We start from the raw sequence: 24,941 nt of genomic DNA on the forward strand, positions 1-24,941 counted from the left end.
GCGTGCGGCGCGCTAGAGTGCCGCCTTCCGCAGACCCCGCGGCATGCGCCGCCCAACGGAGAATCCGCCTTGACGAATCCGTCCCACGCCGCGGCGCACGACGCGCCGCGCCCGGCCCGATGAGCGCGCCCGGCGGCCCGCTCGCGCGACTCGAAGCGCGCCTGACTCGCGAATGGCAGCGGCGCGGCGCGCTCGCCTGGGCGCTCACGCCGTTCGCCTGCGTGTTCGGCCTGTGCGCGGCGCTGCGGCGTACCGCTTACACGCAGGGCTGGAAAAAGCCGGTCGACGTCGGCGTGCCCGTCGTCGTGGTCGGCAACGTGACCGTCGGCGGCACCGGCAAGACACCGACCGTGATCGCGCTCGTCGACGCGCTGCGCGCGGCCGGCTTCACACCGGGCGTCGTGTCGCGCGGCTACGGCGCGAACGTGACGGCGCCGACCGCCGTCACGCCCGCGTCGCGCGCCAGCGTCGGCGGTGACGAACCGCTGCTGATCGCGCGCCGCACCGGCGCGCCCGTCTGGGTGTGCCCCGACCGCGTCGCGGCCGCGCAGGCGCTGCGCGCCGCGCATCCGGACGTCGACGTGATCGTCAGCGACGACGGCCTCCAGCACTACCGCCTCGCCCGCACGGTCGAGCTCGTCGTGTTCGACCACCGGCTCGGCGGCAACGGCTTCCTGCTGCCGGCCGGCCCGCTGCGCGAGCCGTTGTCGCGGCACCGCGACGCGACGCTCGTCAACGATCCGTACAGCGGCGCGCTGCCGCCGTGGCCCGACACCTACGCGCTCGCGCTGACGCCGGGCGCCGCGTGGCACCTCGACCAGCCCGCGCTGCGCCGCCCGTTGTCGCAGTTCGCGAACGAACGCGTGCTCGCCGCGGCCGGCATCGGCGCGCCGGAACGCTTCTTCGCGACGCTGCGCGCGGCCGGTCTCGCGCCGGCGACGCGCGCGCTGCCCGACCATTACGCGTTCGCCGACAATCCGTTCGTCGACGATGCCGTCGATGCGATCCTGATCACCGAGAAGGATGCAGTAAAATTGGGCGCTTCCTGGCGCGACGCCCGACTGTGGGTTGTCCCCGTCGAAGCCGCGCTCGACCCTCGCCTCATTGCCCTCGTTGTGGAGAAACTCCGTGGACGCTCGCCTGCTTGAAATCATTGTGTGCCCTATCTGCAAAGGCCCGCTCCACTACGACCGTGCCGCGCAGGAGCTGATCTGCAACGCGGACAAGCTCGCCTACCCGATCCGCGACGGCATCCCCGTGATGCTCGTCGACGAAGCGCGCCAGACCGTCGAAGGCACGCCGGTCGATCCGGCCGGCCGCTGAGCCGCCAGGCCGCTCGCACGGCGCAACGATTCGAAACAGGCGGCCCGGCCCCGGCCGGGCCGCCGCCCCCGCCGGGCGACCGGCTCCCGGCGTCGCCCGCCCCGTCTTTCTCACCGCTCCCCGATGACTCACCCGCAACCCTTCATCGCCGTCATCCCCGCCCGGCTCGCGTCGACGCGACTCCCGAACAAGCCGCTCGCCGATCTCGGCGGCAAGCCGATGGTCGTGCGCGTCGCCGAGCGCGCGCGCGAAGCGGGCGCGCAGCAGGTGCTCGTCGCCTCCGACGCGCAGAGCGTGCTCGACGCGGCGCGCGATCACGGCTTCGAAGCGGTGCTCACGCGGGCCGACCATCCGTCCGGCACCGACCGGCTCGCGGAAGTGGCAGCGGCCTTCGGGTGGAGCGACGACACCGTCGTCGTCAACGTGCAGGGCGACGAACCGCTGATCGACCCCGTGCTGGTGCGCGACGTGGCGTCGCACCTGGCCGCGCATCCGGCCTGCGCGATCGCGACCGCCGCCCACCCGATCCACGACGCGGCCGACGTGTTCAACCCGAACGTCGTGAAGGTCGCGCTCGATGCGCAGAGCGTCGCGCTGTACTTCTCGCGTGCGCCGATTCCGTGGAGCCGCGACGCGTACCAGCCGCACTGGCCGGACGTCGCAGCCATGCCGGCGCCGGCCTTCCCGGTCTACCGGCACATCGGGCTCTATGCGTATCGCGCGCGTTTCCTGCGCACCTATCCGTCGCTCGCGCAGGCGCCGATCGAACAGGCCGAGCAGCTCGAACAGCTGCGCGCGCTGTGGCACGGCGAGCGTATCGCAGTGCTGATCACCGAGTCCGCGCCCGAAGCCGGAATCGACACGCCGGCCGATCTCGCGCGCGTGCAGGCCCTTTTTCAGCCGGGTTCAAAATAACCCGTGGCATAATCAGGCGATTGTGCGAGCCGTCCGCGACCAGCGCGTCCTCGCTTGACCCCGCCCGCGGCCCTGCCGGCAGCCGCGCGTCGCCCAAGCCGACGCGCCGCATCAGACCGGTCCGCCACGCGCCAGGCAAGCCCCGCGCCCGCCGTCGCCGACGCCTTTGTGTCTCGCCACACGAATCTACATACTTGGAGATATCACCATGCGTTTGATCCTGTTGGGCGCGCCCGGCGCGGGAAAGGGCACCCAGGCAAACTTCATCAAGGAAAAATTCGGCATCCCGCAAATCTCGACGGGCGACATGCTGCGCGCGGCCGTAAAGGCCGGCACGCCGCTCGGCGTCGAGGCGAAGGGCTACATGGACGCCGGCAAGCTCGTGCCGGACGCGCTGATCATCGGCCTCGTCAAGGAACGCCTGAAGGAATCCGACTGCGCGAACGGCTACCTGTTCGACGGCTTCCCGCGCACGATCGCGCAGGCTGACGCGATGAAGGAAGCCGGTGTCGCGATCGACTACGTGCTCGAGATCGACGTCCCGTTCTCGGAAATCATCGAGCGCATGAGCGGCCGCCGCACGCACCCGGCATCGGGCCGCACGTACCACGTCAAGTTCAACCCGCCGAAGGTCGAAGGCCACGACGACGTGACGGGCGAACCGCTGATCCAGCGCGACGACGACAAGGAAGAAACCGTCAAGAAGCGTCTCGAAGTGTACGAAGCGCAGACCAAGCCGCTGATCACGTACTACGGCGACTGGGCGCAGCGCGGTGAAGAAAACGGCCTGAAGGCACCGCAGTATCGCAAGATCTCGGGCCTCGGCGCCGTCGAGGAAATCCGCGAGCGCGCGTTTGACGCACTGAAGTAAGCAGCGCGTCGCGCACCCGCAAGCCGCCCTTTCCGGGCGGCTTTTTTTTGCGCGGACGGGATGCGCACGACCACACCGGTGTCGCCGCCGCGCGATGGCACCCCGTACAATCGGTCGAGCGCGTGCCCCGCCCTCGCGGCGCACCGGCTTTTCAGCCGATGGGGCAACATCGGACGGAACAACCGCTTTGCATGGGACCTCCCTAAACGCTGAAGCACCAAGGGCAGTCGACGCTTTGCATGGGACCTCCCTAGGCGCTGAAGCGCCAAGGGCAGTCGACGCTTTGCATGGGACCTCCCTAGGCGCTGAAGCACCAAGGGCGGTCGACGCTTTGCATGGGACCTCCCTAGGCGCTGAAGCGCCAAGGGCGGTCGACGCTTTGCATGGGACCTCCCTAGGCGCTGAAGCGCCAAGGGCGGTCGACACCGGAGAAAGTCATGGACATTCGCGGCAACGTCTTTCTGATCACCGGCGGTGCATCGGGCCTCGGCGCCGGCACCGCGCGGATGCTCGCGCAGGCCGGCGGCACGGTCGTGCTCGCCGACCTGAACGAAGCGGCGGGCACCGCGCTCGCAACCGAGCTGGGCGGCGTATTCGTCCGCTGCGACGTGTCGAGCGAGGCCGACGCGCAAGCAGCCGTCGACGCGGCAACGCACGCGGGCACGCTGCGCGGCCTCGTGAACTGCGCAGGCATCGCGCCGGCCGCGAAAACCGTCGGCAAGGACGGCGCGCATCCGCTCGACGTGTTCGCGAAGACGATCAACGTGAACCTGATCGGCACGTTCAACATGATCCGGCTCGCGGCCGCCGCAATGGCCGCGACCGCGCCGACCGCGGAAGGCGAGCGCGGCGTGATCGTCAGCACCGCGTCGGTCGCCGCCTTCGACGGCCAGATCGGCCAGGCCGCCTATGCGGCGTCGAAGGCCGGCGTCGCGGGCATGACGCTGCCGATCGCGCGCGACCTGTCGCGCAGCGGCATCCGCGTGATGACGATCGCGCCCGGCCTGTTCGAGACGCCAATGCTGCTCGGCATGCCGCAGGACGTGCAGGACGCGCTCGGCGCGATGGTGCCGTTCCCGCCGCGGCTCGGCAAGCCGGCCGAATATGCGATGCTGGTGCGCCAGATCGTCGAGAATCCCATGCTCAACGGCGAAGTGATCCGCCTCGACGGCGCGATCCGGATGCAGCCGAAGTAAGCACCCAAGCAAAACGCCCGCGATGCAGGCGTTTTTTCCGGTTCCGGCAACGGCTCGATCGCGGCTCAGTCCTCGCCGTCGCGCTGCATCCGCTGCCGCAATTCGCTCACCTGCGACTCGACGACGGTCGCGTCGTCCGCTTCCGGCCGCTCGCCGAGATACTGCTCGAGATCCTCGAGCGCGGGGCGCAGGTAATCGAGCCGCGCATACGCGAAGCCGCGGTCGCGCACCTCGTCGAGCTGCTCGGGCAACAGGATCACGAGCCGCTGCTGCACCGCGAGCAGCCGCTGCCAGCGTTCCGTCTGCAGATAGATCGTCTTCAGGTTGCGCAGCATCCGCGCGATGATCTCGCGGCTCGTCGCCGGTTGCAGCAGCGCGCGCAACGCGCTGTCGACCGCACCGGCCGCACGCGCGACGTACGGCTCGAGCATCTCGACCATCTCGGCTTCGGACAGCGAATGGCCATTGGTCGGATCGATGATCAGATCGCCGTCCGGCAGCGTCACGCGCAGCAGGAAATGGCCGGGGAACGATACGCCGCGCGCCGGCACGCCGACCTGCTCGGCGAGCTCCAGATACAGCACCGACAGCGAGATCGGAATCCCGCGCCGCCGTTTCAGCACGGCGTTCAGGTGGCTGTTATCGGGGTCGTAGTAATCGTTGTGATTGCACGCGAAGCCGAGCTCGCGGAAAAAGAAATCGTTCAGCGCGGCGACGCGGCCTTTCAGGTCCGCATCGTCAGTGAAGCGCCGGCGCAGCCGCGCCGCCAGCATGTCGAGTTCGGCCAGCGTGCCCTGCAGGTCGAGGTCGGGATACGCGTCCTGCGCCAGCGACAGCGCGGCCTCCGTGACGGGCAGGCTGTCGTCGTCCGCCACGAGCGTGCTGAAGTAGTCGAGGACGCGGGTCATTGCGGTCGTCACTTGGCGCGCCTTCTGAAGTAAGCGTATTTGAAGCCCATCACCCACAACATACCGAAATATAGTGCAGCGAACAGCACGAGGCACGCGGCCATCAGCGCAATGCGGTCGAGCGGCTGCGCGCGCATCCCGGTCCAGTCGAAGCTGATCGAGCACCAGTGCATCAGGCCCGCGAGCACGAGCGTCGCGCCGACGAGCTGCACGAAGAAGCGCAGCCAGCCCGGCGACGGCTGGTAGATGCCGCGCTTGCGCAGCCCGATGAACAGCAGCAGCGAGTTCAGGCACGCGCCGACGCCGATGCTCAGCGTGAGGCCCGCATGGCCGATCAGCGGCACGAACACGTAGTTCGAGATCTGCGTGACGATCAGCACGCCGATCGCGATCTTCACGGGCGTCTTGATGTCCTGCTTCGCATAGAAGCCAGGCGCGAGGATCTTGATCAGGATGATGCCGACGAGGCCGATCCCGTAGGTGGCGAGCGCCCGCGCGACCATCGTGACGGTATGCGCGTCGAACTTGCCGTAGTTGAACAGCGTCGCGGTGAGCGGCGTCGCGAAGAAGAACAGCGCGAGCGCGCTCGGCGCCGCGAGCAGGAACGTGACGCGCAGCCCCCAGTCGAGCAGCGCCGAATACTCGTGCGAATCGGCGTCGACGTGGGCCTTCGACAGGCTCGGCAGCAGGATCGTGCCGAGCGCGACGCCGAGCAGCGCCGTCGGGAATTCCATCAGGCGGTCGGCGTAGTTGATCCACGACACGGCGCCCTGCCCGAGCCGCGACGCGATGTTGGTGTTGATGATCAGCGACAGCTGCGCGACCGACACCGCGAACGTCGCGGGCACCATCTTCGCGAGCACGCGCTTCACGCCCGGGTGACGCAGCGCGCGCAGCGGGTTCAGGCCGATCAGCGGCACCATGTCGATCTTCTTCAGGCCCGGCAGCTGCACGAGGAACTGCAGCACGCCGCCGACGATGACGGCCCACGCGAGCGCATAGACCGGCACCTTCAGGTGCGGCGCGACGAACACGGCCGCGCCGATGAACGCGACGTTGAGCAGCACCGGCGCGAACGCGGGCAGCGAGAAGCTCTTGTACGTGTTGAGCACGCCGGACGCGAGCGTCGTCAGCGAGATGAACACGATGTACGGGAACATGATCTGCGTCATCGTGACCGCGAGCGGGAACGCCTGGCCATCCTTGTGCAGGCCGGACGCGACCGCGAACACGACCCACGACGCGCCGGCGATCCCGGCGACCGACAGCACGGCAAGCGCCCACGCGAGCACGGTGGACATCGCGTCGACGAGCGCCTTCGTCGCATCGTGCCCCTGCTGGTTCTTGAACTCGGCGAGGATCGGCACGAACGCCTGCGAGAACGCGCCTTCGGCCGACAGGCGGCGCAGCAGGTTCGGAATGCGGAAGGCGACGTAGAACGCGTCGGTATATTGACTGGCACCGAACGCACGGGCGATCAGCGTCTCGCGGGCCAGTCCGGTCACGCGCGACAGCAGCGTGAAGCCGCTGACCGTCAGCAGGGCTCGGAATAGATTCATGGGGCGCTTATTATACGGACGTTGCGCGACCCGGCCAGCGGCGTGATGCCGAAAAGCGCGCACGCCGCCGGCACTCCGTCCGGCGAATGTCACTTCGAACTTGCCACTCGCTTGATTTTGTTGCTATAATCGCCGGTTTCTGGGCTCGTACATGCACGGCAACTGCCGTTTTCATGTCCCTGCCTCGGTTAAAATCACCGTTTTTTTATGCGCCCCTGGGCAATCGTTCTCAGGGGACGGATCGAAAAGCAGCGCTTGGCCGTCAGGCTCCAAGCTCTGGAAACAGGACAGGATAAGGAACCGTCATGGCTAACTCCGCACAAGCACGCAAGCGCGCCCGCCAGGCCGCGAAGGCAAACTCGCACAACTCGGCGCTGCGCTCGAAATTCCGTACCGCGATCAAGTCGGTTCGCAAGGCTGTTGACGCCGGCGACCAGGCAAAGGCTGCCGAGCTGTTCAAGGCTGCCGTTAAGACGATCGACACGATCGCCGACAAGAAGATCGTTCACAAGAACAAGGCCGCTCGCAGCAAGAGCCGCCTGGCCGCAGCCGTCAAGGGTCTGCAGGCAGCAGCGTAAATCCGGTGCGCCCGCTCGCGCGGGCGTTCCTGTTTCCTGCGATCGCAAAAAAGCCCGCCTAGGCGGGCTTTTTTGTTGCCTGTCGCCTGCGCATCACGCGGGCGACGGGTTTTGCCGCGGCGAGCGCATGCGCCCTCGCCGGCCGGCCTTACTTCTTCGCGCTGTAGTCCGGCAATTCGCACGCCTCGGTGACGACGAGGTTGTTGTCCTTCGCGAAATTCAGCACGAAATCGAAAGCCATCGGTTCGATGTCGCGCAGCCGCGAATCGAGGATCACGCATTTCAGGTCGCCGAGCATCGTCGGGCGCACGTACAGCGAATACTTGAGACGCGCATTCGGCCCGCTCGCCCCCGGCCCGAAGCAGGCCATCACACCGGCCAGACGTTCCGACCAGTCGCTCGGGCGAAACTTTTTCCCGTCTTTCGTGATGCCCTGGATGAAGAATTCGGTCGGAGGGGTTTCAGCCATGTGGTTACCCAAGTGACGGCCCGGCGATGTCCAGGCAACGGCGCCTGGATACGCGAACACAAAGCTGGAACGGACGGCGGCACAAGCATTCCGATATCCCCAAAACGGGACGTCGATGCGCGCCGCCGGTAGACTGCACCGGATTTGTGCAGCGCACGGCTTGTGTCCGGCAGAGCGCGAAAAGCCTTGCCTGCCGGGCTGGAGAAAACTTTCGAATTATACCGCAGCGCGCCATCGCGCGTCGTCCCGACGGCCTCCTTCCCGCGCCGTCCGCCCCCTGTCGCGATCGTGCCCCGCTTCGTGCCACGGCTCGTCAAAGCACAGAAAATCCTTTATGCTGCTTTGAGTTATCCACACCCGACGGCGGCGCCGTCCGGCCTCGCTGCCGGGTGAAACCCGCCGTATTTCGCTTCATGACCGCCAAAACCATTCGTCACTACCTGCAGTTCAAGGATTTCTCGCTGGAAGACTACGAGTACGTGCTCGAACGCACGGGTATCCTGAAGCGCAAGTTCAAGAACTACGAGACCTATCACCCGCTGCACGACCGCACGCTCGCGATGATCTTCGAGAAGAGCTCGACGCGCACGCGCCTGTCGTTCGAGGCCGGGATCTTCCAGCTCGGCGGCCACGCCGTCTTCATGAGCACGCGCGACACGCAGCTCGGCCGCGGCGAACCCGTCGAGGATTCCGCGCAGGTCATCTCGCGGATGGTCGACATCATCATGATCCGCACGTTCGAGCAGGAGGTCATCACCCGCTTCGCGGAAAACTCCCGCGTGCCGGTGATCAACGGCCTGACGAACGACTACCACCCGTGCCAGGTGCTCGCCGACATCTTCACGTACTACGAGCACCGCGGCCCGATCGCCGGCAAGACCGTCGCGTGGGTCGGCGACGCGAACAACATGCTCTACACGTGGATCGAAGCCGCGCAGATCCTCGGCTTCAAGCTGCGCCTGTCCACGCCGCCCGGCTATGCGCTCGACATGAAGCTCGTGTCGCCCGGCAGCGCGCCGTTCTACGAGGTGTTCGACGATCCGAACGAAGCCTGCAAGGGCGCCGATCTCGTCACCACCGACGTGTGGACGAGCATGGGTTTCGAGGCCGAGAACGAGGCACGCATGCAGGCGTTTGCCGACTGGTGCGTCGACGAGGAAATGATGGGTCACGCGAACCCGGACGCGCTCTTCATGCACTGCCTGCCCGCACACCGCGGCGAGGAAGTGACGGCCGGCGTGATCGACGGCCCGCAGAGCGTCGTGTGGGACGAAGCGGAAAACCGCCTGCACGTGCAGAAGGCGCTGATGGAGTTCCTGCTGCTCGGCCGCCTCAAGCACTGACGCGCCGGAACGCACACGCGTAAAAAAAGCGCCGATCGACGATCGGCGCTTTTTGTTTGGGCGCGCGGAAAACGGTGCCGTGCCCGCGCTACAGGCAGACCGGTTCCGCCTCCAGTTCGACGCCGAAGTGCGCGCGCACGTCGGCCTGGATCGCCTGCGCCAGCGCGAGCACGTCGGCGCCCGTCGCGCCGCCGCGATTGACGAGCACGAGCGCCTGCCGGTCGTGCACGGCCGCCGCGCCGAGTGCGCGGCCCTTCCAGCCGCAGCGGTCGATCAGCCAGCCGGCCGCGAGCTTGACCCGCCCGTCCGGCTGCGGATACGACACGACTTCGAGGGCGCGGGCGCGCAGCGCCTCGAACTGCGCGGCGTCGATCACCGGATTCTTGAAGAAACTGCCCGCGTTGCCGAGCACGAGCGGGTCGGGCAGCTTCGCGCGGCGAATCGCGACGACTGCGTCGAACACGTCGCGCGGCGTCGCCGCATCGGGTGCGATGCCGCGCGCGTCGAGCTCGCGCGTGACGTCCGCGTAGCCGAGCCGCGGCGTCCATTGTTTCGGCAGACGGAACGTCACCGATACGATCGCGAACCGGCCACGCCCGTCCCGCTTGAAGAAGCTGTCGCGGTAGCCGAACGCGCAGCGCGCGGCGTCGAAGCGCTCGCTGCGCCCCGTCGCCAGTTCGACCGCGACCAGCGAATCGAAATACGCCTTCATTTCGAGGCCGTATGCGCCGATGTTCTGGATCGGCGCGGCGCCGACGGTGCCTGGGATCAGCGCGAGGTTCTCGAGGCCCGGCATCCCGTGCTCGAGCGTCCATGCGACGAATGCGTGCCAGTTCTCGCCGCCGCCGGCCTCGACGTACCACGCGTCGCCGTCCTCGCGCACGACGCGGCGGCCGGCGATCTCGTCGAGCAGCACGACGCCGTCGAAATCGCGCGTGAACACGACGTTGCTGCCGCCGCCGAGCACGAGCTGCGGCAGGTTCGCGACGCGCGGGTCGCGGTGCAGCGCCTCGAACTGCGCCGCGTGCGTGACGCGCGCGGCAAAGCGCGCGCGCGCGGCGATGCCGAACGTGTTGTGCGCGGCAAGCGCATGGTCGGGAAGCAGCGACAGGGTGGAATCGTCAGGAGGCATCGGCATTCGCGGTCACGTCGGCCCGGTCCGGCAAACGGCCGGTCTTGGGCAAACGGAGGGGCATCGGTAAAATGGCAAACAGTCCGCAATTATAGCGAGTGCCCGCGCGCGAGCCGGGTGCCCGCATCTCAAGGGAGAATGCCATGCCATCGTTCGACGTCGTTTCCGAAGCGAACATGATCGAAGTGAAGAACGCCATCGAGCAGTCGAACAAGGAAATTTCGACGCGCTTCGACTTCAAGGGCTCCGACGCGCGCGTCGAGCAGAAGGAACGCGAGCTGACGCTGTTCGCCGACGACGATTTCAAGCTCGGCCAGGTCAAGGACGTGCTGATCAGCAAGCTGGCCAAGCGCAACGTCGACGTGCGCTTCCTCGACTACGGCAAGGTCGAGAAGATCGGCGGCGACAAGGTCAAGCAGATCGTCACCGTGAAGAAGGGCGTGAGCGGCGATCTCGCGAAGAAGATCGTGCGCCTCGTGAAGGACAGCAAGATCAAGGTGCAGGCGAGCATCCAGGGCGACGCGGTGCGCGTGGCCGGCACGAAGCGCGACGACCTGCAGAACGTGATCGCGATGCTGCGCAAGGACGTGACCGACACGCCGCTCGACTTCAACAACTTCCGCGACTGATCGCCAGCCGATCCGTCACGTCATTCGGCCGGGCCCCGCATGCGCGGCGCGCCCGGCGCGCGGCAAGCGCCGCGCTTTCTCAGGCTTTCCCGCCGTCCTGCGCGCCGCCGTCCGCGGCCGCCTTCTTCTTGTCGCCGATCCGGCTCTCCTGCCCCGCGAGCAGCTTCGAAATGTTGCCGCGGTGACGCCACACGAGCAGCACGCTCATCGCGAGCACGGCCCACGCGACCGGGTTGTGGCCCGTGCCGAACAGGAACACGTCGAACACCGGCGCGAACACGGCTGCCACCAGCGCCGCAAGGGACGAATAGCGGAAGAAGAACGCGACGATCAGCCAGGTCAGCGCAGTCGCGAGCCCGAGCACCGGGTGCACGGCGAGCAGCACGCCGGCCGCGGTCGCGACGCCCTTGCCGCCCTGGAAGCGGAAGAACACCGGATACAGGTGGCCGAGGAACACGGCGATCGCAACCCACGCGACCGCGACGTCGGGCAGGCCCAGGCGTCGTGCGAGCCAGACGGCAAACCAGCCCTTGAACGCGTCGCCAACGAGCGTCAGGATTGCGGCCTTCTTGTTGCCGCTGCGCAGCACGTTGGTCGCGCCGGGATTCTTCGACCCGTACGAACGCGGGTCGGCCAGGCCCATCGCAGAACTGACGACAACGGCGAACGACACCGAACCGATCAGGTAGGCAACGAGGGCGGCGAGCAGGATCTGCATGCGGAGGACTCTTCTTTCAACGTATCGGTAAAGGGACGGCCGTGCGCGGCAAGCCGGCAAGCCGAAACGGCGCCCATTCTACCGAACGGGCGCGGGGTGCCACGAAGGTGAAACCCTCAGTCGACACTCGCGCACTGCACGGGCTGCGCGCCGAGCAGCGATACGAGTACCGCCGGCGCGAGGCTGACGAGGTAGCCGCGGCGGCCGCCGTTCAGGTAGATCGTCGGCAATTCGAGGATCGTCGCCTCGACGTAGACGGGCATCGTCTTGCGCGTACCGAACGGCGACGTGCCGCCGACGAGATAGCCCGAATGGCGGTTCGCGACCTCGGGCTTGCACGGTTCCACGCGCTTCGCGCCGATCTGCCGCGCAAGGTTCTTCGTCGACACGGTACGGTCGCCGTGCATCAGCACGATCAGCGGCTTCGCGTGTTCGTCTTCCATCACGAGCGTCTTCACGACGCAGTGCTCGTCCGCGCCGAGCTGGCGCGCCGATTCGCCGGTGCCGCCGTGCTCGACGTAGTCGTACGGATGCTCGCCGAACGCCACGCCATGGCGGCGCAACAGCTGGGTCGCGGGGGTTTCGGACACGTGTCTGGATTTGCTCATGGCGGCATTTTAATGGCGAACGACCGGCAGGCGGGCGGCGACGTGCGCAGGCCGGCGGTATACTCGCGGCCCGTTTTCCGCCGGACGGCCGCCTGAGCCGCCGCCCCGATTCCGCCCGCCATCATTGCGGACATCGCGAAGGGCTATTGCCCGATTGGCCGATTGTCGCGCGCGCGACGTCATGGCACGATCGTTCGCAAACAACGTCGCGCCGCCGCCCGGCGCCCTTTTCTGGAGACGCCATGTCCTCGCCCATTCGTTCGTCCGAGTCGCTCGACGTCGACGCCCTGCTCGCCGCGCTGCCGCGCCGCATCGCCGACGTGCCCGCGCGCTGGGCCGCACAGGCGCCCGCGCACCCGGCGCTGATCGAAGACGCGCGCCGCCTGACGTACGGCGAGCTGGCGCAGGCCGTCGATGCGGCGGCCGCGCGGCTCGCGAGCCTCGGCGTGCAAGGCGGCGACCGCGTCATGATCGTCGCGGAAAACTGCGTCGCGCAGATCGTGCTGCTGTTCGCGGTGGCCCGCCTCGACGCGTGGGCGCTCGTGTCGAACGCGCGGCTGTCCGCCGGCGAACTCGATGCGATCGCCGCGCATGCGCGCCCGAAGCTGGCCGCATTCGCGACGGACGCATCGCCCGACGCGCGCGCGCATGCCGCGCGGCTCGGCGCGACACCCGCCGGCGCGCTGCCGGTCGACATCGGCGCGTGGTCGTATCGCGTCGACGCGAGCGCGCCCGCCGAACCGGTCACGGCAGACGGCGCCACACAATGCGCGGCGCTGATCTACACGACCGGCACGACGGGCACACCGAAAGGCGTGATGCTGTCGCACCGCAACCTGCTGTTCATCGCCGCAACGTCGAGCACGCTGCGCCGCGTGTCGCCCGACGACGTCGTCTACACGGTGCTGCCCGTGTCGCACGTGTACGGGCTCGCGTCGGTCTGCCTCGGCAGCCTGTACGCAGGCGCGACGCTGCGGCTCGCGCCGCGCTTCTCGCCGGAGGCCGTGCGCGTCGCGCTCGCCGACGAAGGCGTGACGATCTTCCAGGGCGTGCCCGCGATGCACGCGAAGCTGCTCGAGCACCTGCACACGCACGGCCACACGTGGCATGCGCCGCGCCTGCGCTTCGCGTATTCGGGCGGCTCGCCGCTCGACGCGAACCTGAAGGCGCGCGTCGAGCGTCAGTACGGCGTGCCGCTGCACAACGGCTACGGGATGACCGAAAGCAGCCCGACGATCACGCAGACGCCGCTCGGCGCGCCGCGGGCCGACAGTTCGGTCGGCGTGCCGATTCCGGGCGTCGACATGCGGATCGTCGCGCCTGACGGCACCGACGTGGCGCCGGGCGACGTCGGCGAGATCCGCGTGCGCGGGCCGAACGTGATGCTCGGCTACTACCGCAACGCGGACGCGACGCGCGCCGCCGTGTCGCCGGACGGCTGGCTGAGCACCGGCGATCTCGCGCGGCAGGAGCCGGACGGCGCGGTGACGATCGCCGGCCGCAGCAAGGAACTGATCATCCGGTCGGGCTTCAACGTGTATCCGGTCGAGGTCGAGCAAGTGCTGAATGCGCATCCGGACGTCGTGCAGGCGGCCGTGATCGGCCGCGCGGTCGAGGGCAACGAGGAAGTGCTCGCGTTCGTCGAGCTGGTGCCGGGCGCGACCGCGGACGAAGCCGCGTTGCACGCGTGGTGCGCGGAGCGGCTCACGCCTTACAAGCGCCCTGCGTACATCCGCGTGCTCGATGCGCTGCCGGCCGCATCGACCGGCAAAGTGCTGAAGCACAAGCTGCGCGAGCTGGTCTGACGCCGGCCGCTGCGCGCCTGCGTACGCGTCGAGCGCGTACCGGCGCCCGCGCGGCGCCGGATGCGCGCGCCCCGCGTACTAACCGCGCGGGTGGTGCTGCGCGTGCAGCGTCTTCAGCCGCTCGCGCGCGACGTGCGTATAGATCTGCGTGGTCGAGATGTCGCTGTGGCCGAGCAGCAGCTGCACGACGCGCAGGTCGGCGCCGTGGTTCAGCAGGTGTGTCGCGAATGCATGCCGCAGCGTATGCGGCGACAGGTGCGCGCGCACGTCGGCCTGCTGCGCGTGACGCTTGATGATGTTCCAGAACTGCTGGCGCGTCATCCCGTCGCCGCGCGCGGTCACGAACAGCGCGTCGGCCGCGCGCGCGCCGAGCAATGCCGGCCGTGCACCGCGCAGGTAGCGCTCGATCCAGCCGTGCGCCACTTCGCCGAACGGCACGAGCCGCTCCTTCGAGCCCTTGCCCATCACGCGCACGACGCCTTCGTTCAGGCCGACCTCGACCGTCTTCAGCGTCACGAGCTCGCTCACGCGCAGCCCGCTCGCGTACATCAGCTCGAGCATCGTGCGGTCGCGCAGGCCGAGCGGCGTGCCGACGTCGGGTGCGCCGAGCAGCGCCTCGACCTGCGCCTCCGACAACGTCGACGGGAACCGCGCCGCCTGTTTCGCGGACGTGATCCGCAGTGTCGGGTCGGCGCTCGCGCGATGCTCGCGCACGGCCCAGCCGTAATAGCGACGGAACACCGACAGCCGCCGGTTCGACGACGTCGCCTTGCCGTCGCTGCGCGCGGCGATGTAGCCCGTCACCATCGCTTCGTCGGCCGCATCGAGCGGCGCATCGTGCGTCTCGGCCAGCCATTGGGAAAACAGCACCAGATCGCGCCGGTACGCGTCGAGCGTGTTGCGCGCGAGCCCGTGCTCGAGCCACAGCGCATCGCAGAACACGTCGATCGACGCGCGGCTCGCGAGCAGCGCGGGTGACGCCGCGGCGGCATCGCCGTCGGCTTCGGGGGAAATCATGGGTTCACTCATCAGTACGGCACGCCTTCGTGCGCCAGCAGCCAGCGCTTCACTTTCTGGTAATAGCCGTTGTCGTCGTGGTTCGCGAAGCCGCCGAGGCCGCCCGCCGCGACGACGCGATGGCACGGAATCACGAGCGGGAAGTAGTTCGCGCCGCACGCCTGGCCGACCGCGCGCGGTGCGCTGCCGATCCGCTTCGCGACCTGGCCGTAGGTCAGCACGGTGCCGGGCGGGATATCGCTGATCACGTCCCACACGCGGTGCTGGAATGCGCTGCCGACTTCCGCGAGCGGCAGGTCGAAGCGCGCCGACGCACGCTCGAAATAACGCTCGATCTGCTTGACCGCGCGCTTCGCGAGCGCCGAATCCGGATCGACCGACTTCACCGATTCGGGCAGATAGACGATCTCGCGCACCACCGCGGCATCCGTACGGATGCCGACCTTGCCGAACGGCGCGTCGATGACTGCGTTGAACATTGCCTTCTCCTGACCGGGGGATGCGCGCGGCCCCGCCACGCGCCGACGACACTTTACGCCGCCTTCACGCGGCACGCAGCGCCCATTCGACATGCTCGCGCACAACCGGCGACGGGTCGTCGGCCCGCGCGCGCAACGCGGCGACGATCGCGTCGCGCGCCGGCGGCGCGAGCCGGTCCGGACCCACGCGCAGCGCATTGCCGAGCCCGACCGCGAGATTGCGCAGCCAGCTTTCGTAGCCGATGCGCCGGATCGCGCTGCCCTGCATCCGCGTGTCGAATGTGTCGGCATCCCATGCAAACAGATCGACGAGCGTCGCGCGGTCGAGACCGTGCCGCACGTCGAAATCGGCGACGGGCGCGGCCTGCGCGAACTTGTTCCACGGACACACGAGCTGGCAGTCGTCGCAGCCGTACACGCGATTGCCGATCATCGGCCGCAACGCTTCGGGGATGCTGCCTTTCAGTTCGATCGTCAGATACGAGATGCAGCGGCGCGCGTCGACGCGGTACGGCTCGACGATCGCACCGGTCGGGCACGCGTCGATGCAGCGCGTACAACTGCCGCAGTGCGCGCCGGGCGTCTCGGGTGCGGTGTCAGGCGACGTGTGCGCGTCGGCCGGCAACGGCAGGTCGACGTAGATCTCGCCGAGGAAGAACAGCGAACCGGCATCGCGCTGCAACAGCAGCGTGTGCTTGCCGCGCCAGCCGACGCCCGCCTTCTGCGCGAGTTCGACCTCGAGCACGGGCGCCGAATCGGTGAACACGCGGTAGCCGAATGCGCCGATCTCGCCCTCGATGCGCTCCGCGAGCGTCTGCAACCGGTTGCGCAGCACCTTGTGATAGTCGCGGCCACGCGCATAGATCGACACGACGGCCGCCTGCGGATCGTCGAGCCGCGCCCGTTCGCGTGCGCGCCAATCGTGCGGCACGAGCGCGCCGGGCTCGCCGCCCGGTGCATCGCCGGCGAGCGTTTGGGCCGGCAAATAGGCGAGCCGCACGGAAATCACGCGTCGCGTACCGGCCACAAGTTCGGCCGGACGCGCGCGTTTCATCCCATGTTTCGCCATATAATCCATTTCGCCGTGGTATCCGGCTTCCAGCCAGGCGGCGAGGCCTGCTTCGGCATCCGAGAGATCGGTATCGCTGATGCCGATCGCCCCGAAACCCAATTCGCGCCCCCACGCCCTGATGCGAGCGGCAAGCGCAGTCAACGCCGCATCATCGAGCGCGCACGGCGCCGCGCCTTCGGCTTGAGTCGAAGGCCTGTCGGATGCGGCGAGTTCCGGTAATCGGTTCATCGCACTATTTTACGAGAATGCCAGCCACGTCCAGCCAATCGCCTCATGACGCCATGCTGCCCGCCCCGCTCGCGGAGCGCGTGATCGCGCTCGCCGACGAAGCGGCGACCGAGGCCTTCGGCACCCGCTTCGCGCACGCGCTCGACGCGGCGCGCATCGAACTCGACCGCGCGCATGCGTTCGACGGGCTGCAAATCCAGCTGGTCGGCGATCTCGGCGCGGGCAAGACGACCCTCGTGCGCGCGATCCTGCGCGGCCTCGGCCACCCGGGACGCGTGCGCAGCCCAACCTATACGCTCGTCGAGCCATACGCGCTCGAACGCGACGATGGGGAACTCGAGGTCTATCACTTCGATCTGTATCGATTCAACGATCCGGCCGAATGGTCCGATGCAGGCTTTCGCGAATATTTCAATTCCAGCGCGATCTGCCTCGTCGAATGGCCGCAACAGGCGGGCACCCTGCTCGGCGTGCCCGATCTGGTTTTCTCGCTCGACGTGGATGGCGACGGCCGCGCCCTCACCGTCCGGGCGTATAGCGCTTCAGGAAAGGCATGTCTCGAAAGATGTTGATCAAACCGTTCCGCTCGATCGAATCGGCGGCCACCGCGACGCACAACTGGCGCCGCCGCCAGATTCTGTGCGCGGGCGCGTCGACGCTGGTGCTCGGTCTCGTCGCGCCGCGGCTCGCGCACGCGTCGTCGGTGCTCGGCGTGCGCGTGTGGCCCGCGCGCGATTACACGCGCGTCACGATCGAATCCGACCAGCCGCTGCAGAATAGCCAACAGCTGCTGCAGGGTCCCGACCGTCTCGTCGTCGACCTGACCGGCCTCGACCTCGACCAGGCGCTGCGCGACCTCGTGTCGAAGATCGCGCCGAACGATCCGCAGATCCAGTCGGTGCGCGTCGGCCAGTATCAGCCGCACGTCGTGCGGATGGTGTTCGACCTGAAAGGCTCGGTGAAGCCGCAGGTGTTCACGCTGCCGCCCGTCGGCACCTACAAGTACCGGCTCGTGTTCGACCTGTATCCGGCCGTGGCGCCCGATCCGCTGTCCGACCTGATCGCGCAGACGGAACGCAAGGAGCAGGCGCTCAACGATACGGCGCGCGCGCAGCAGATGCAGCCGCCGACCACGCTGGCCGGCCCGGGCACGCCGCCGCCCGGCGCGGGCGACAACAGCGACGCGTTCTTCCAGCGTTTCGCGCAGAACACGCCGGCCACGCCGCACACGCCGCCGGCGGCCGGCACGCCTTCGACGCCCGCGAAGCCGGCCGTCAAGCCGCCGCCCGTCATCGCGCGCCGCGACGACAGCGACGACGACGGCGACACCTACAAGTTCACCGCGCCGAAATCCGGCAAGGGCAGCACCGTGCGCCTGCTGACGGTCGCGATCGATCCGGGCCACGGCGGCGAGGATCCGGGCGCGATCGGCGGCGGCGGCACCTACGAGAAGCACATCGCGCTCGACATCGCGAAGAAGCTGCGCGCGAAGATCGACGGCGCGCCGAACATGCGCGCGATGATGACGCGCGACGCCGACTTCTTCGTGCCGCTGAACGTGCGCGTGCAGAAGGCGCGCCGCGTCGGCGCCGACCTGTTCGTGTCGATCCACGCGGACGCGTTCACGACGCCGTCCGCGCGCGGGTCGTCGGTGTTCGCGCTGTCCGACCACGGCGCAACGAGTGCCGCGGCGCGCTGGATGGCGAACAAGGAGAATTCGTCCGACCTGATCGGTGGCATCAACATCAAGACGGCGGACGCGGCCGTGAACCGCGCGCTGTTCGACATGTCGACGACCGCGCAGATCCGCGACTCGCTGCGCTACGGCAACTACGTGCTGAAGGAAGTCGGCGGCATCAACAAGCTGCACAAGGGCTCGGTCGAGCAGGCCGGGTTCGCGGTGCTGAAGGCGCCCGACATTCCGTCGATCCTCGTCGAGACCGCGTTCATCAGCAACCCGGACGAAGAGCGCCGGCTCAACGACGACAGCTATCGCGACGAGATGGCCGACGCGATCTTCCGCGGCATCAAGCGTTACTTCTCCGCGAATCCGCCGCTCGCGAAGAACCGGATGGCCTGACGGCCGCCCGTTCCCTGCCGCCGGCACGCGCTGCGTGCCGGCGCGTCACGACGCCGCGAAGCGGCGCACCAGTTTCCCGCCGAACACGTTCACCGCGAGCCCGCCCATCACGAGCGCGGTGCCGATCAGTTGCGTGCGCGTCAGATGTTCGTCGAGCAGCAGCGCCGACGACGCGAGCCCGACGACCGGCACCAGCAGCGAGAACTGCGCGACCTGCGCGGCCGGGTAGCGCGACAGCAGCCGGCTCCACAGCCCGTAGCCAAGCAGCGTCGCGACGAACGCGAGATAGACGACCGCGAAGATCGACGCGCCGTTGAGCCCGGCGAGCGCGGTCGCGATGCGCTGCGGCCCTTCGAACCACAGCGACAGCAGGAAGAACGGCACGGGCGGCACGAGGCTCGCCCACACGACGAGCGACACGAGATTCGCCTTCCCGACCTTCTTCGTGACGATATTGCCGAACGCCCACATCGCGGCCGAGCAGATCGTCAGCAGGAAGCCCGCGAGCGTCATCGCGCGGCCGCCCTGCGCGGCGATCACGACGAGGCCGCCCGCGGCGATCGCGAGCCCGATCAGGTTCTGCACGTGCAGCCGCTCGCCGAGGAACAGCATCGCGAACACGAGCGTGAAGAACGCCTGCGACTGCAGCACGAGCGACGCGAGGCCGGCCGGCATGCCGACGTACATGCCGGTGAACAGGAACACGAACTGGCCGAGCTGGATCGTCGCGCCGTACAGCACCAGCAGGCGCCACGGAATCTGCGGCCGGCGCACGAAGAACACGGCGGGCACGGCCGCGAGCGTGAAGCGCAGCGCGCCGAGCAGCATCGGCGGCATGCCATGCAGGCCGACCTTGATCACGACGAAGTTCACGCCCCACGCCAGGATCACGACCAGCGCGAGCAGCAAGTCCTTCGGGGCCATCATCGGCGTCTCCTCGATTCGAATCATTGTGCCAGGCCCCCACCCTGTCGCTTCGCGCCAGGCACTCCGAGGGGGTCAGGAAAACTTGGGGCGGCCCGGCGTTTTCCCGAGAAGCGCGTCAGTCTACCGGGTTTCGCCGGGGGCCCGATACCCGCGCGGCGCGCATGGAATCGGCGGCGGGCGGCCAGTACAATGACCGGCATCCCCCGCCGCCCCACTGGAGCCGCCATGACCGACTCGATCAAAGCCCTGCTGAAGCCGCACGTGCGCGACATCGGCAACCTGCAGGTACGCCGCACGCTGCCCGCGCTCGCCGCACGTCTCGTCGGCCCGTTCATCTTCTTCGATCACATGGGCCCCGCTACGCTGCCGGCCGGCACGGGGCTCGACGTGCGCCCGCATCCGCACATCGGGCTCGCGACCGTCACCTACCTGTTCGACGGCGCGATCCTGCACCGCGACAGCCTCGGCTCGCTGCAGGCCATCGTGCCGGGCGACGTGAACTGGATGACGGCCGGCCGCGGGATCGTCCACTCCGAACGCACGCCCGACGCGCAGCGCGCCAGCGGCCATACCGTGCACGGGATCCAGACCTGGGTCGCGCTGCCGCAAGCGCACGAGACGACCGAGCCGTCGTTCGAGCACCATCCGGCCGACACGCTGCCGAAGCGCAACGAAGACGGCGTATCGCTGACGGTGATCGCGGGCGACGCGTTCGGGCTGCACTCGCCCGTCACGACGTTCTCGCGCACGCTGTACGTCGCGGCCGAATTCGCGGCCGGCGGCCGGCTCGAACTCGACGCGTCGCACGAGGAGCGCGCGGTCTACGTGGTCGACGGCGAGCTTGCGATCGACGGCACGCCGGTGCCGGCCGAACAGATGGCCGTGCTCGCACCGGGCGCGACGGTCACGCTGACGAGCGGTAGCGGCGCACGCGCGATGCTGCTCGGCGGCGACAAGATCGACGGCGAACGCTTCATCGAATGGAATTTCGTCGCCAGCAGCCGCGACGCGATCGAGCGCGCGAAAGCGGCCTGGACGCGCCAGGAAATGGGCAAGGTGCCGGGCGAGACCGAGTGGATCCCGCTGCCCGAGTCGAAACCGCGTTGAAAAAGGGGCGCACCGCCCCCATCCTGACGATATTCGAACCGAAGAGAACGACATGGACACCACGCTTGCCACTTTCGAGAAAGACGTCATCGAGGCGTCGCTGGACACGCCCGTGCTGGTCGACTTCTGGGCGCCGTGGTGCGGCCCCTGCAAGACGCTCGGCCCGCTGCTGGAAAAGCTCGAAGCCGACTACGAAGGCCGCTGGAAGCTCGTGAAGGTCAACGTCGACGAGAACCAGGAACTTGCCGCGCACTTCCAGACGCGCAGCATCCCGCACGTGATCGCATTCGCCGACGGGCGCCCGGTCGACCAGTTCGTCGGCGTGCTGCCCGAAGGCCAGTTGCGCGCGTTCCTCGACCGGCTGCTGCCGGCGCCCGAGGAAGCCGAGCGCCGCGCCGCGCAGTACGCGATGGCCGAGCAGCGCTTCGACGATGCGCTCACGCACCTCGAAGCGGCGCTCGCGCTGAACCCCGGTTTCGACGACGCACGCCTCGACCTGATTGAACTGCTGCTCGCGAGCAACCAGGTCGATGCCGCCCGTGCGGAGACCGAACGCCTGTCGCCGCAGACCGTGCAGAACGGCGATCCGCGCTACCAGGCGATCAAGACCCGTTTCGACGCGCTCGAAGCCACGGCCGACCTGCCGCCGACCGACGCGCTCGAAGCACGCATTGCGGCGAACCCGGCCGATCTCGACGCGCGCTTCGACCTCGCGCAGAGCCTGATCGCGCGGCGCGCGTACGAAGGTGCGGTGGAGCAGTTGCTGGAAATCGTCACGCGCGACCGCGCGTACGGCGACGATCTCGGCCGCCGCACGCTGATCTCGGTGTTCGAACTGGCCGGCGATCGCCCGGACCTCGTCGCCGGGTGGCGACGCAAGCTGAGCATGGCGCTCAACTGACGCGCGGCACGCCGGGCCGCAATGGCCCGGCCGGGCCGCCGTCTCGCTTGCGGCGCACTACCCGCGCCGCAGCCTCATCCCGCTACGCCCGCGCGGCGCGGGCTCAGCCGGCCGCCTGCGCCGCGATCGCGCGCAGCGCATGCGCGGCGGCCGCGAACCCGAAGCTCGCGGTCACGCACACGCTCGAACCGAATCCCGCACAGTTGAGCCCCGCGACATGCGCCGCGGCGGACGGCTCCGCACCGTCCTCGATGTCGCACGCGGCGGCTTCCGGATAGATCAGCGGCTCGTCCGAATACACGGCGCTGACCTTGAAGCGCGCCTTCGGCCCGCGCGGAAAGCCGTGCTGCTTGCGCAACTGCGCGCGCACCTTCGACAGCAGCGGATCCTGGATCGTCAGCGCGAGATCGTCGATGCGGATGCGCGTCGGGTCGAGCTGCCCGCCCGCGCCGCCGACGACGACGAGCGGCTGCCGCTTCGCGACGCACCACGCGATCAGCGCGACCTTCGTGCGCACACTGTCGATCGCGTCGATCACGTAGTCGAAGCCGCCGCCGAGCAGCGCGTCGAAGTTGTCGGGTTCGACGAAATCCTCGATCCGGTTCACGCGGCACGCGGGATCGATCAGCGCGATCCGCTCGGCCATCGCGTCGACCTTCGGCTTGCCGTAATTGCCGTCGAGCGCGTGGATCTGCCGGTTCGTATTGCTTTCCGCGACGTTGTCGAGATCGATCAGCGTCAGCGTGCCGACCGCGTTGCGCGCAAGCGCCTCGGCCACCCACGACCCGACGCCGCCGATCCCGATCACCGCGACGTGCGCACGCTCGAACGCGGCGGCGGCCGGCGCGCCGTACAGGCGCGCGACGCCGCCGAAGCGCCGGGCGCGATCCACGTCAAGCTGGATTTCCGGGGTCGGGGTAAGATCAGAAGAACTGGGCGGGGAAGCTTCGGCAGCGGACATGGCAGCAAGGAAAACGTAAGTCGTGCAGCCCTCTATTTTGCCTGAACTCCCCGCTCGCACGCGCCACTGTGCACGCACGATTCTCGCGCGTTCGCTATACTGGCCCCAGATTGAAGCGTTTGCATAACATGACGACTCTCGCCGATCTCCGCATCAACTATTCACGTGCTTCGCTCGACGAAGCCGATGCTGCCCCCGACCCCCTCGCCCAGTTCGATCGCTGGTTCAAGGAGGCGCTCGCCGCCAAACTGCCCGAGCCGAACACGATGACGCTCGCGACCGTCGGCGCCGACGGCCGGCCGTCGGCACGGATCGTACTCATCAAGGGCGTCGACGAACGCGGGTTCGTCTTCTTCACCAATTACGAAAGCCGCAAGGGGCACGACCTCGCCGTGCATCCGCAAGCCGCGCTGCTGTTCTACTGGATCGAGCTCGAGCGCCAGGTGCGCATCGAAGGCCGGATCGAGAAAACCAGCGCCGAAGAAAGCGACCGCTATTTCGCGTCGCGCCCGCTCGGCTCGCGCATCGGCGCGTGGGCATCGGAGCAGAGCGCCGTGATCGACAGCCGCGCGACGCTCGAAGCGCGTGAAAAGGCCATCAGCGAACGCTACGGCGACAACCCGCCGCGCCCGCCGCACTGGGGCGGCTACCGCCTCGTGCCCGACGCGATCGAGTTCTGGCAAGGGCGCCCGTCGCGGCTGCACGACCGTCTGCTCTATACGCGCGACGCCACGGCGTCGCCGGGCTGGACGATCTCGCGCCTGTCGCCGTAAGCGCGGCGCCGGCGCACGCCGGTCGTGTCTCGTGTTGCATCCGGGTGCCCGCTTCGCAAGCGGCGGGCGCCGGTCAAGATACTTGGCTGTATTCGATTCAACGAACAAACGGAGAATCCAAATGTTCTGGGAAAAGAAGCTGGCACAGTGGGCGGACGAAGTACGGGCGAAAGCGAACATACCGGCGCGCCTCGTGCTGTGGAACGGCGATCAACTCGATTTCGGCACCTTCAGCGCACCGCAGGTCACGCTGAAGGTGAACAGTGCGTCGGCGTTGCCGCTGCTGCTCGATCCGAGCCTCGACAATCTCGGCGAAGCGTACGTGAAGGGCAAGATCGACATCGAAGGCAGGCTGTCGGACATCATCAACATCAGCTACTCGCTCGCGCGCAGCACGGTAACGAGCGCGAGCAAGCTGGCGCGCGTGAAGCGCTACTTCAATCACTCGAAGAGCACCGACAAGAAGGCGATCCAGTATCACTACGACGTCTCGAACGAGTTCTACCGGCTGTGGCTCGACGAGAACATGGTGTACTCGTGCGCGTACTTCGAGAACGGTGACGAGGATCTCGCCACCGCGCAGATCAAGAAAATCGACCACATCCTGACGAAGATCCGGCTCGAGCCCGGCCAGCGCCTGCTCGACATCGGCTGCGGCTGGGGGGCGCTCGTGCTGCGCGCCGCGCAGAAGTTCGGCGCGACGTGTCTCGGCGTGACACTGTCGCAGAACCAGTTCGACCTCGCGACTGCGCGCGTGAAGGCCGCGGGGCTCGAAGACAAGATCGAGATCCGCCTGCAGGATTACCGCGAGATCGACGGCCAGTTCGACCGCATCACGAGCGTCGGGATGTTCGAGCACGTCGGCCGCAAGAACCTGCCGCTCTACTTCTCGCGCGTGCATGACCTGCTCGCCGACGACGGCATCGCGATGAACCACGGGATCACGTCGACCGATGCGGAAAGCGGCGAAACGGCGCTCGGCGGCGGCGAATTCATCGACCGCTACGTGTTCCCGGACGGTGAGCTGCCGCACATCAGCCTCGCGCTCGAAGCGGCGCAGCGCGGCGGACTCGAGGCGGTTGACGTCGAAAGCCTGCGGCGGCACTATGCGCGCACGCTCGAGATCTGGACGGAGAACTTCGAGGCGAAGGCCGACCAGGCGAAAGCCCTCGTCGACGACGAAAAATTCCGCATCTGGCGCGTATATCTTGCCGGCTGCGCGTATGCATTCGAGCACGACGACGTGTCGATCTTCCAGATCGTGTGCCGCAAGGCCGGACGCAGCGCGAAAACGCTGCCGTGGTCGCGGCGCTATATGTACGAACACGCGCTGCCGCGCTAG

The 24,941-nt window shown here is 68.2% G+C and carries 26 protein-coding genes; 15 read left to right on the plus strand and 11 right to left on the minus strand.

Going from position 1 to position 24,941, the window contains the following annotated elements; translation table 11 throughout:
• Positions 1-119 precede the first annotated feature (119 nt).
• The 5 genes from lpxK (at position 120) to BLA15945_RS32330 (ending at position 4,305) form a co-directional block, all read left to right on the plus strand.
• Complete coding sequence (lpxK, locus tag BLA15945_RS32310) at positions 120-1,148, plus strand: tetraacyldisaccharide 4'-kinase (RefSeq protein WP_059233380.1); 1,029 nt, start codon at positions 120-122, stop codon at positions 1,146-1,148.
• Positions 1,129-1,323, plus strand: a complete 195-nt coding sequence (locus BLA15945_RS32315; protein ID WP_006482216.1) for a Trm112 family protein — start codon at positions 1,129-1,131, stop codon at positions 1,321-1,323. The genes lpxK and BLA15945_RS32315 overlap by 20 nt, the downstream gene beginning before the upstream one ends.
• A 123-nt stretch (positions 1,324-1,446) precedes the next feature.
• Positions 1,447-2,238 carry a 3-deoxy-manno-octulosonate cytidylyltransferase gene (gene kdsB, locus BLA15945_RS32320; RefSeq protein WP_059233379.1) on the plus strand — a complete coding sequence of 264 codons (792 nt, stop codon included), beginning with the start codon at positions 1,447-1,449 and terminating at the stop codon, positions 2,236-2,238.
• Positions 2,239-2,446: 208 nt separating this feature from the next.
• Positions 2,447-3,109 carry an adenylate kinase gene (adk, locus tag BLA15945_RS32325; RefSeq protein WP_059233378.1) on the plus strand — a complete coding sequence of 221 codons (663 nt, stop codon included), beginning with the start codon at positions 2,447-2,449 and terminating at the stop codon, positions 3,107-3,109.
• Positions 3,110-3,546: 437 nt separating this feature from the next.
• Entirely contained in the window at positions 3,547-4,305 is a 759-nt protein-coding gene (locus BLA15945_RS32330; RefSeq protein WP_059233377.1) for an SDR family NAD(P)-dependent oxidoreductase, read from the plus strand.
• 65 nt (positions 4,306-4,370) lie between these two features.
• Here BLA15945_RS32330 and BLA15945_RS32335 read toward each other — a convergent pair whose 3' ends face one another.
• Both BLA15945_RS32335 and murJ read right to left on the minus strand, forming a co-directional pair.
• Complete coding sequence (locus BLA15945_RS32335; RefSeq protein ID WP_059233376.1) at positions 4,371-5,213, minus strand: SirB1 family protein; 843 nt, start codon at positions 5,211-5,213, stop codon at positions 4,371-4,373.
• An 8-nt stretch (positions 5,214-5,221) separates the two neighbouring features.
• Complete coding sequence (murJ, locus tag BLA15945_RS32340; RefSeq protein ID WP_059233375.1) at positions 5,222-6,772, minus strand: murein biosynthesis integral membrane protein MurJ; 1,551 nt, start codon at positions 6,770-6,772, stop codon at positions 5,222-5,224.
• 305 nt (positions 6,773-7,077) lie between these two features.
• On the opposite strand from murJ, the gene rpsT reads away from it, so the two are divergent.
• On the plus strand, positions 7,078-7,350 hold the full coding sequence (rpsT, locus tag BLA15945_RS32345) for a 30S ribosomal protein S20 (protein WP_059233374.1): 273 nt from the start codon (positions 7,078-7,080) through the stop codon (positions 7,348-7,350).
• A gap of 148 nt (positions 7,351-7,498) precedes the next feature.
• Here rpsT and BLA15945_RS32350 read toward each other — a convergent pair whose 3' ends face one another.
• Positions 7,499-7,819, minus strand: a complete 321-nt coding sequence (locus tag BLA15945_RS32350) for a DUF3579 domain-containing protein (RefSeq protein WP_048245154.1) — start codon at positions 7,817-7,819, stop codon at positions 7,499-7,501.
• A gap of 413 nt (positions 7,820-8,232) precedes the next feature.
• On the opposite strand from BLA15945_RS32350, the gene argF reads away from it, so the two are divergent.
• The gene (argF, locus tag BLA15945_RS32355; protein WP_059233373.1) at positions 8,233-9,162 is read left to right on the plus strand and encodes an ornithine carbamoyltransferase; all 930 of its coding nucleotides are present in this window, start codon (positions 8,233-8,235) and stop codon (positions 9,160-9,162) included.
• A gap of 88 nt (positions 9,163-9,250) precedes the next feature.
• Here argF and murB read toward each other — a convergent pair whose 3' ends face one another.
• Entirely contained in the window at positions 9,251-10,300 is a 1,050-nt protein-coding gene (murB, locus tag BLA15945_RS32360) for a UDP-N-acetylmuramate dehydrogenase (RefSeq protein ID WP_174994274.1), read from the minus strand.
• Positions 10,301-10,437: 137 nt separating this feature from the next.
• On the opposite strand from murB, the gene BLA15945_RS32365 reads away from it, so the two are divergent.
• A complete protein-coding gene (locus BLA15945_RS32365) occupies positions 10,438-10,923 on the plus strand; it encodes a YajQ family cyclic di-GMP-binding protein (protein WP_059233371.1) in 486 nt (161 codons plus the stop codon).
• A 79-nt stretch (positions 10,924-11,002) separates the two neighbouring features.
• On the opposite strand, the gene plsY is transcribed toward BLA15945_RS32365, so the two are convergent.
• Both plsY and ybaK read right to left on the minus strand, forming a co-directional pair.
• Entirely contained in the window at positions 11,003-11,641 is a 639-nt protein-coding gene (plsY, locus tag BLA15945_RS32370) for a glycerol-3-phosphate 1-O-acyltransferase PlsY (RefSeq protein ID WP_059233370.1), read from the minus strand.
• Between the two features lie 116 nt (positions 11,642-11,757).
• Complete coding sequence (gene ybaK, locus BLA15945_RS32375; protein ID WP_059233369.1) at positions 11,758-12,249, minus strand: Cys-tRNA(Pro) deacylase; 492 nt, start codon at positions 12,247-12,249, stop codon at positions 11,758-11,760.
• A gap of 242 nt (positions 12,250-12,491) precedes the next feature.
• Between ybaK and BLA15945_RS32380 the strand changes: the two genes are divergently transcribed.
• Positions 12,492-14,054, plus strand: coding sequence for a class I adenylate-forming enzyme family protein (locus BLA15945_RS32380; protein ID WP_174994275.1), 1,563 nt, complete (start codon positions 12,492-12,494; stop codon positions 14,052-14,054).
• Between the two features lie 78 nt (positions 14,055-14,132).
• Here BLA15945_RS32380 and xerD read toward each other — a convergent pair whose 3' ends face one another.
• The 3 genes from xerD to queG all read right to left on the minus strand — a co-directional run bounded on the left by xerD (position 14,133) and on the right by queG (position 16,850).
• A complete protein-coding gene (gene xerD, locus BLA15945_RS32385; RefSeq protein WP_174994276.1) occupies positions 14,133-15,083 on the minus strand; it encodes a site-specific tyrosine recombinase XerD in 951 nt (316 codons plus the stop codon).
• Complete coding sequence (locus BLA15945_RS32390; protein WP_059233366.1) at positions 15,083-15,550, minus strand: methylated-DNA--[protein]-cysteine S-methyltransferase; 468 nt, start codon at positions 15,548-15,550, stop codon at positions 15,083-15,085. Before BLA15945_RS32390 ends, xerD begins: the two co-directional genes overlap by 1 nt.
• A gap of 64 nt (positions 15,551-15,614) precedes the next feature.
• On the minus strand, positions 15,615-16,850 hold the full coding sequence (queG, locus tag BLA15945_RS32395; protein WP_174994277.1) for a tRNA epoxyqueuosine(34) reductase QueG: 1,236 nt from the start codon (positions 16,848-16,850) through the stop codon (positions 15,615-15,617).
• A 17-nt stretch (positions 16,851-16,867) separates the two neighbouring features.
• On the opposite strand from queG, the gene tsaE reads away from it, so the two are divergent.
• Together tsaE and BLA15945_RS32405 are read left to right on the plus strand one after the other, a co-directional pair.
• Positions 16,868-17,422, plus strand: coding sequence for a tRNA (adenosine(37)-N6)-threonylcarbamoyltransferase complex ATPase subunit type 1 TsaE (tsaE, locus tag BLA15945_RS32400; protein WP_059233364.1), 555 nt, complete (start codon positions 16,868-16,870; stop codon positions 17,420-17,422).
• Positions 17,404-18,930: an N-acetylmuramoyl-L-alanine amidase gene (locus BLA15945_RS32405; protein WP_059233363.1), complete on the plus strand. Its 1,527-nt coding sequence runs from the start codon at positions 17,404-17,406 to the stop codon at positions 18,928-18,930. The genes tsaE and BLA15945_RS32405 overlap by 19 nt, the downstream gene beginning before the upstream one ends.
• A 45-nt stretch (positions 18,931-18,975) precedes the next feature.
• Here the strand turns inward: BLA15945_RS32405 and BLA15945_RS32410 are convergent, their stop codons facing one another.
• Positions 18,976-19,854 (minus strand): EamA family transporter, encoded by an 879-nt coding sequence (locus tag BLA15945_RS32410; RefSeq protein WP_174994297.1) that lies wholly within the window; start codon positions 19,852-19,854, stop codon positions 18,976-18,978.
• Positions 19,855-20,082: 228 nt separating this feature from the next.
• Here BLA15945_RS32410 and BLA15945_RS32415 point away from each other — a divergent pair, with 228 nt between their 5' ends.
• Complete coding sequence (locus BLA15945_RS32415) at positions 20,083-20,964, plus strand: pirin family protein (protein WP_174994278.1); 882 nt, start codon at positions 20,083-20,085, stop codon at positions 20,962-20,964.
• Positions 20,965-21,016: 52 nt separating this feature from the next.
• Entirely contained in the window at positions 21,017-21,865 is an 849-nt protein-coding gene (gene trxA, locus BLA15945_RS32420; RefSeq protein WP_174994279.1) for a thioredoxin, read from the plus strand.
• 103 nt (positions 21,866-21,968) lie between these two features.
• Here the strand turns inward: trxA and BLA15945_RS32425 are convergent, their stop codons facing one another.
• Positions 21,969-22,826 (minus strand): tRNA threonylcarbamoyladenosine dehydratase, encoded by an 858-nt coding sequence (locus tag BLA15945_RS32425; RefSeq protein ID WP_059233359.1) that lies wholly within the window; start codon positions 22,824-22,826, stop codon positions 21,969-21,971.
• Positions 22,827-22,954: 128 nt separating this feature from the next.
• On the opposite strand from BLA15945_RS32425, the gene pdxH reads away from it, so the two are divergent.
• Together pdxH and BLA15945_RS32435 are read left to right on the plus strand one after the other, a co-directional pair.
• Positions 22,955-23,599: a pyridoxamine 5'-phosphate oxidase gene (gene pdxH / locus BLA15945_RS32430; RefSeq protein ID WP_174994280.1), complete on the plus strand. Its 645-nt coding sequence runs from the start codon at positions 22,955-22,957 to the stop codon at positions 23,597-23,599.
• A 121-nt stretch (positions 23,600-23,720) separates the two neighbouring features.
• Positions 23,721-24,941 carry an SAM-dependent methyltransferase gene (locus tag BLA15945_RS32435; RefSeq protein WP_059233357.1) on the plus strand — a complete coding sequence of 407 codons (1,221 nt, stop codon included), beginning with the start codon at positions 23,721-23,723 and terminating at the stop codon, positions 24,939-24,941.

It is taken from the genome of Burkholderia arboris (assembly GCF_902499125.1).
Taxonomy (GTDB): domain Bacteria; phylum Pseudomonadota; class Gammaproteobacteria; order Burkholderiales; family Burkholderiaceae; genus Burkholderia; species Burkholderia arboris.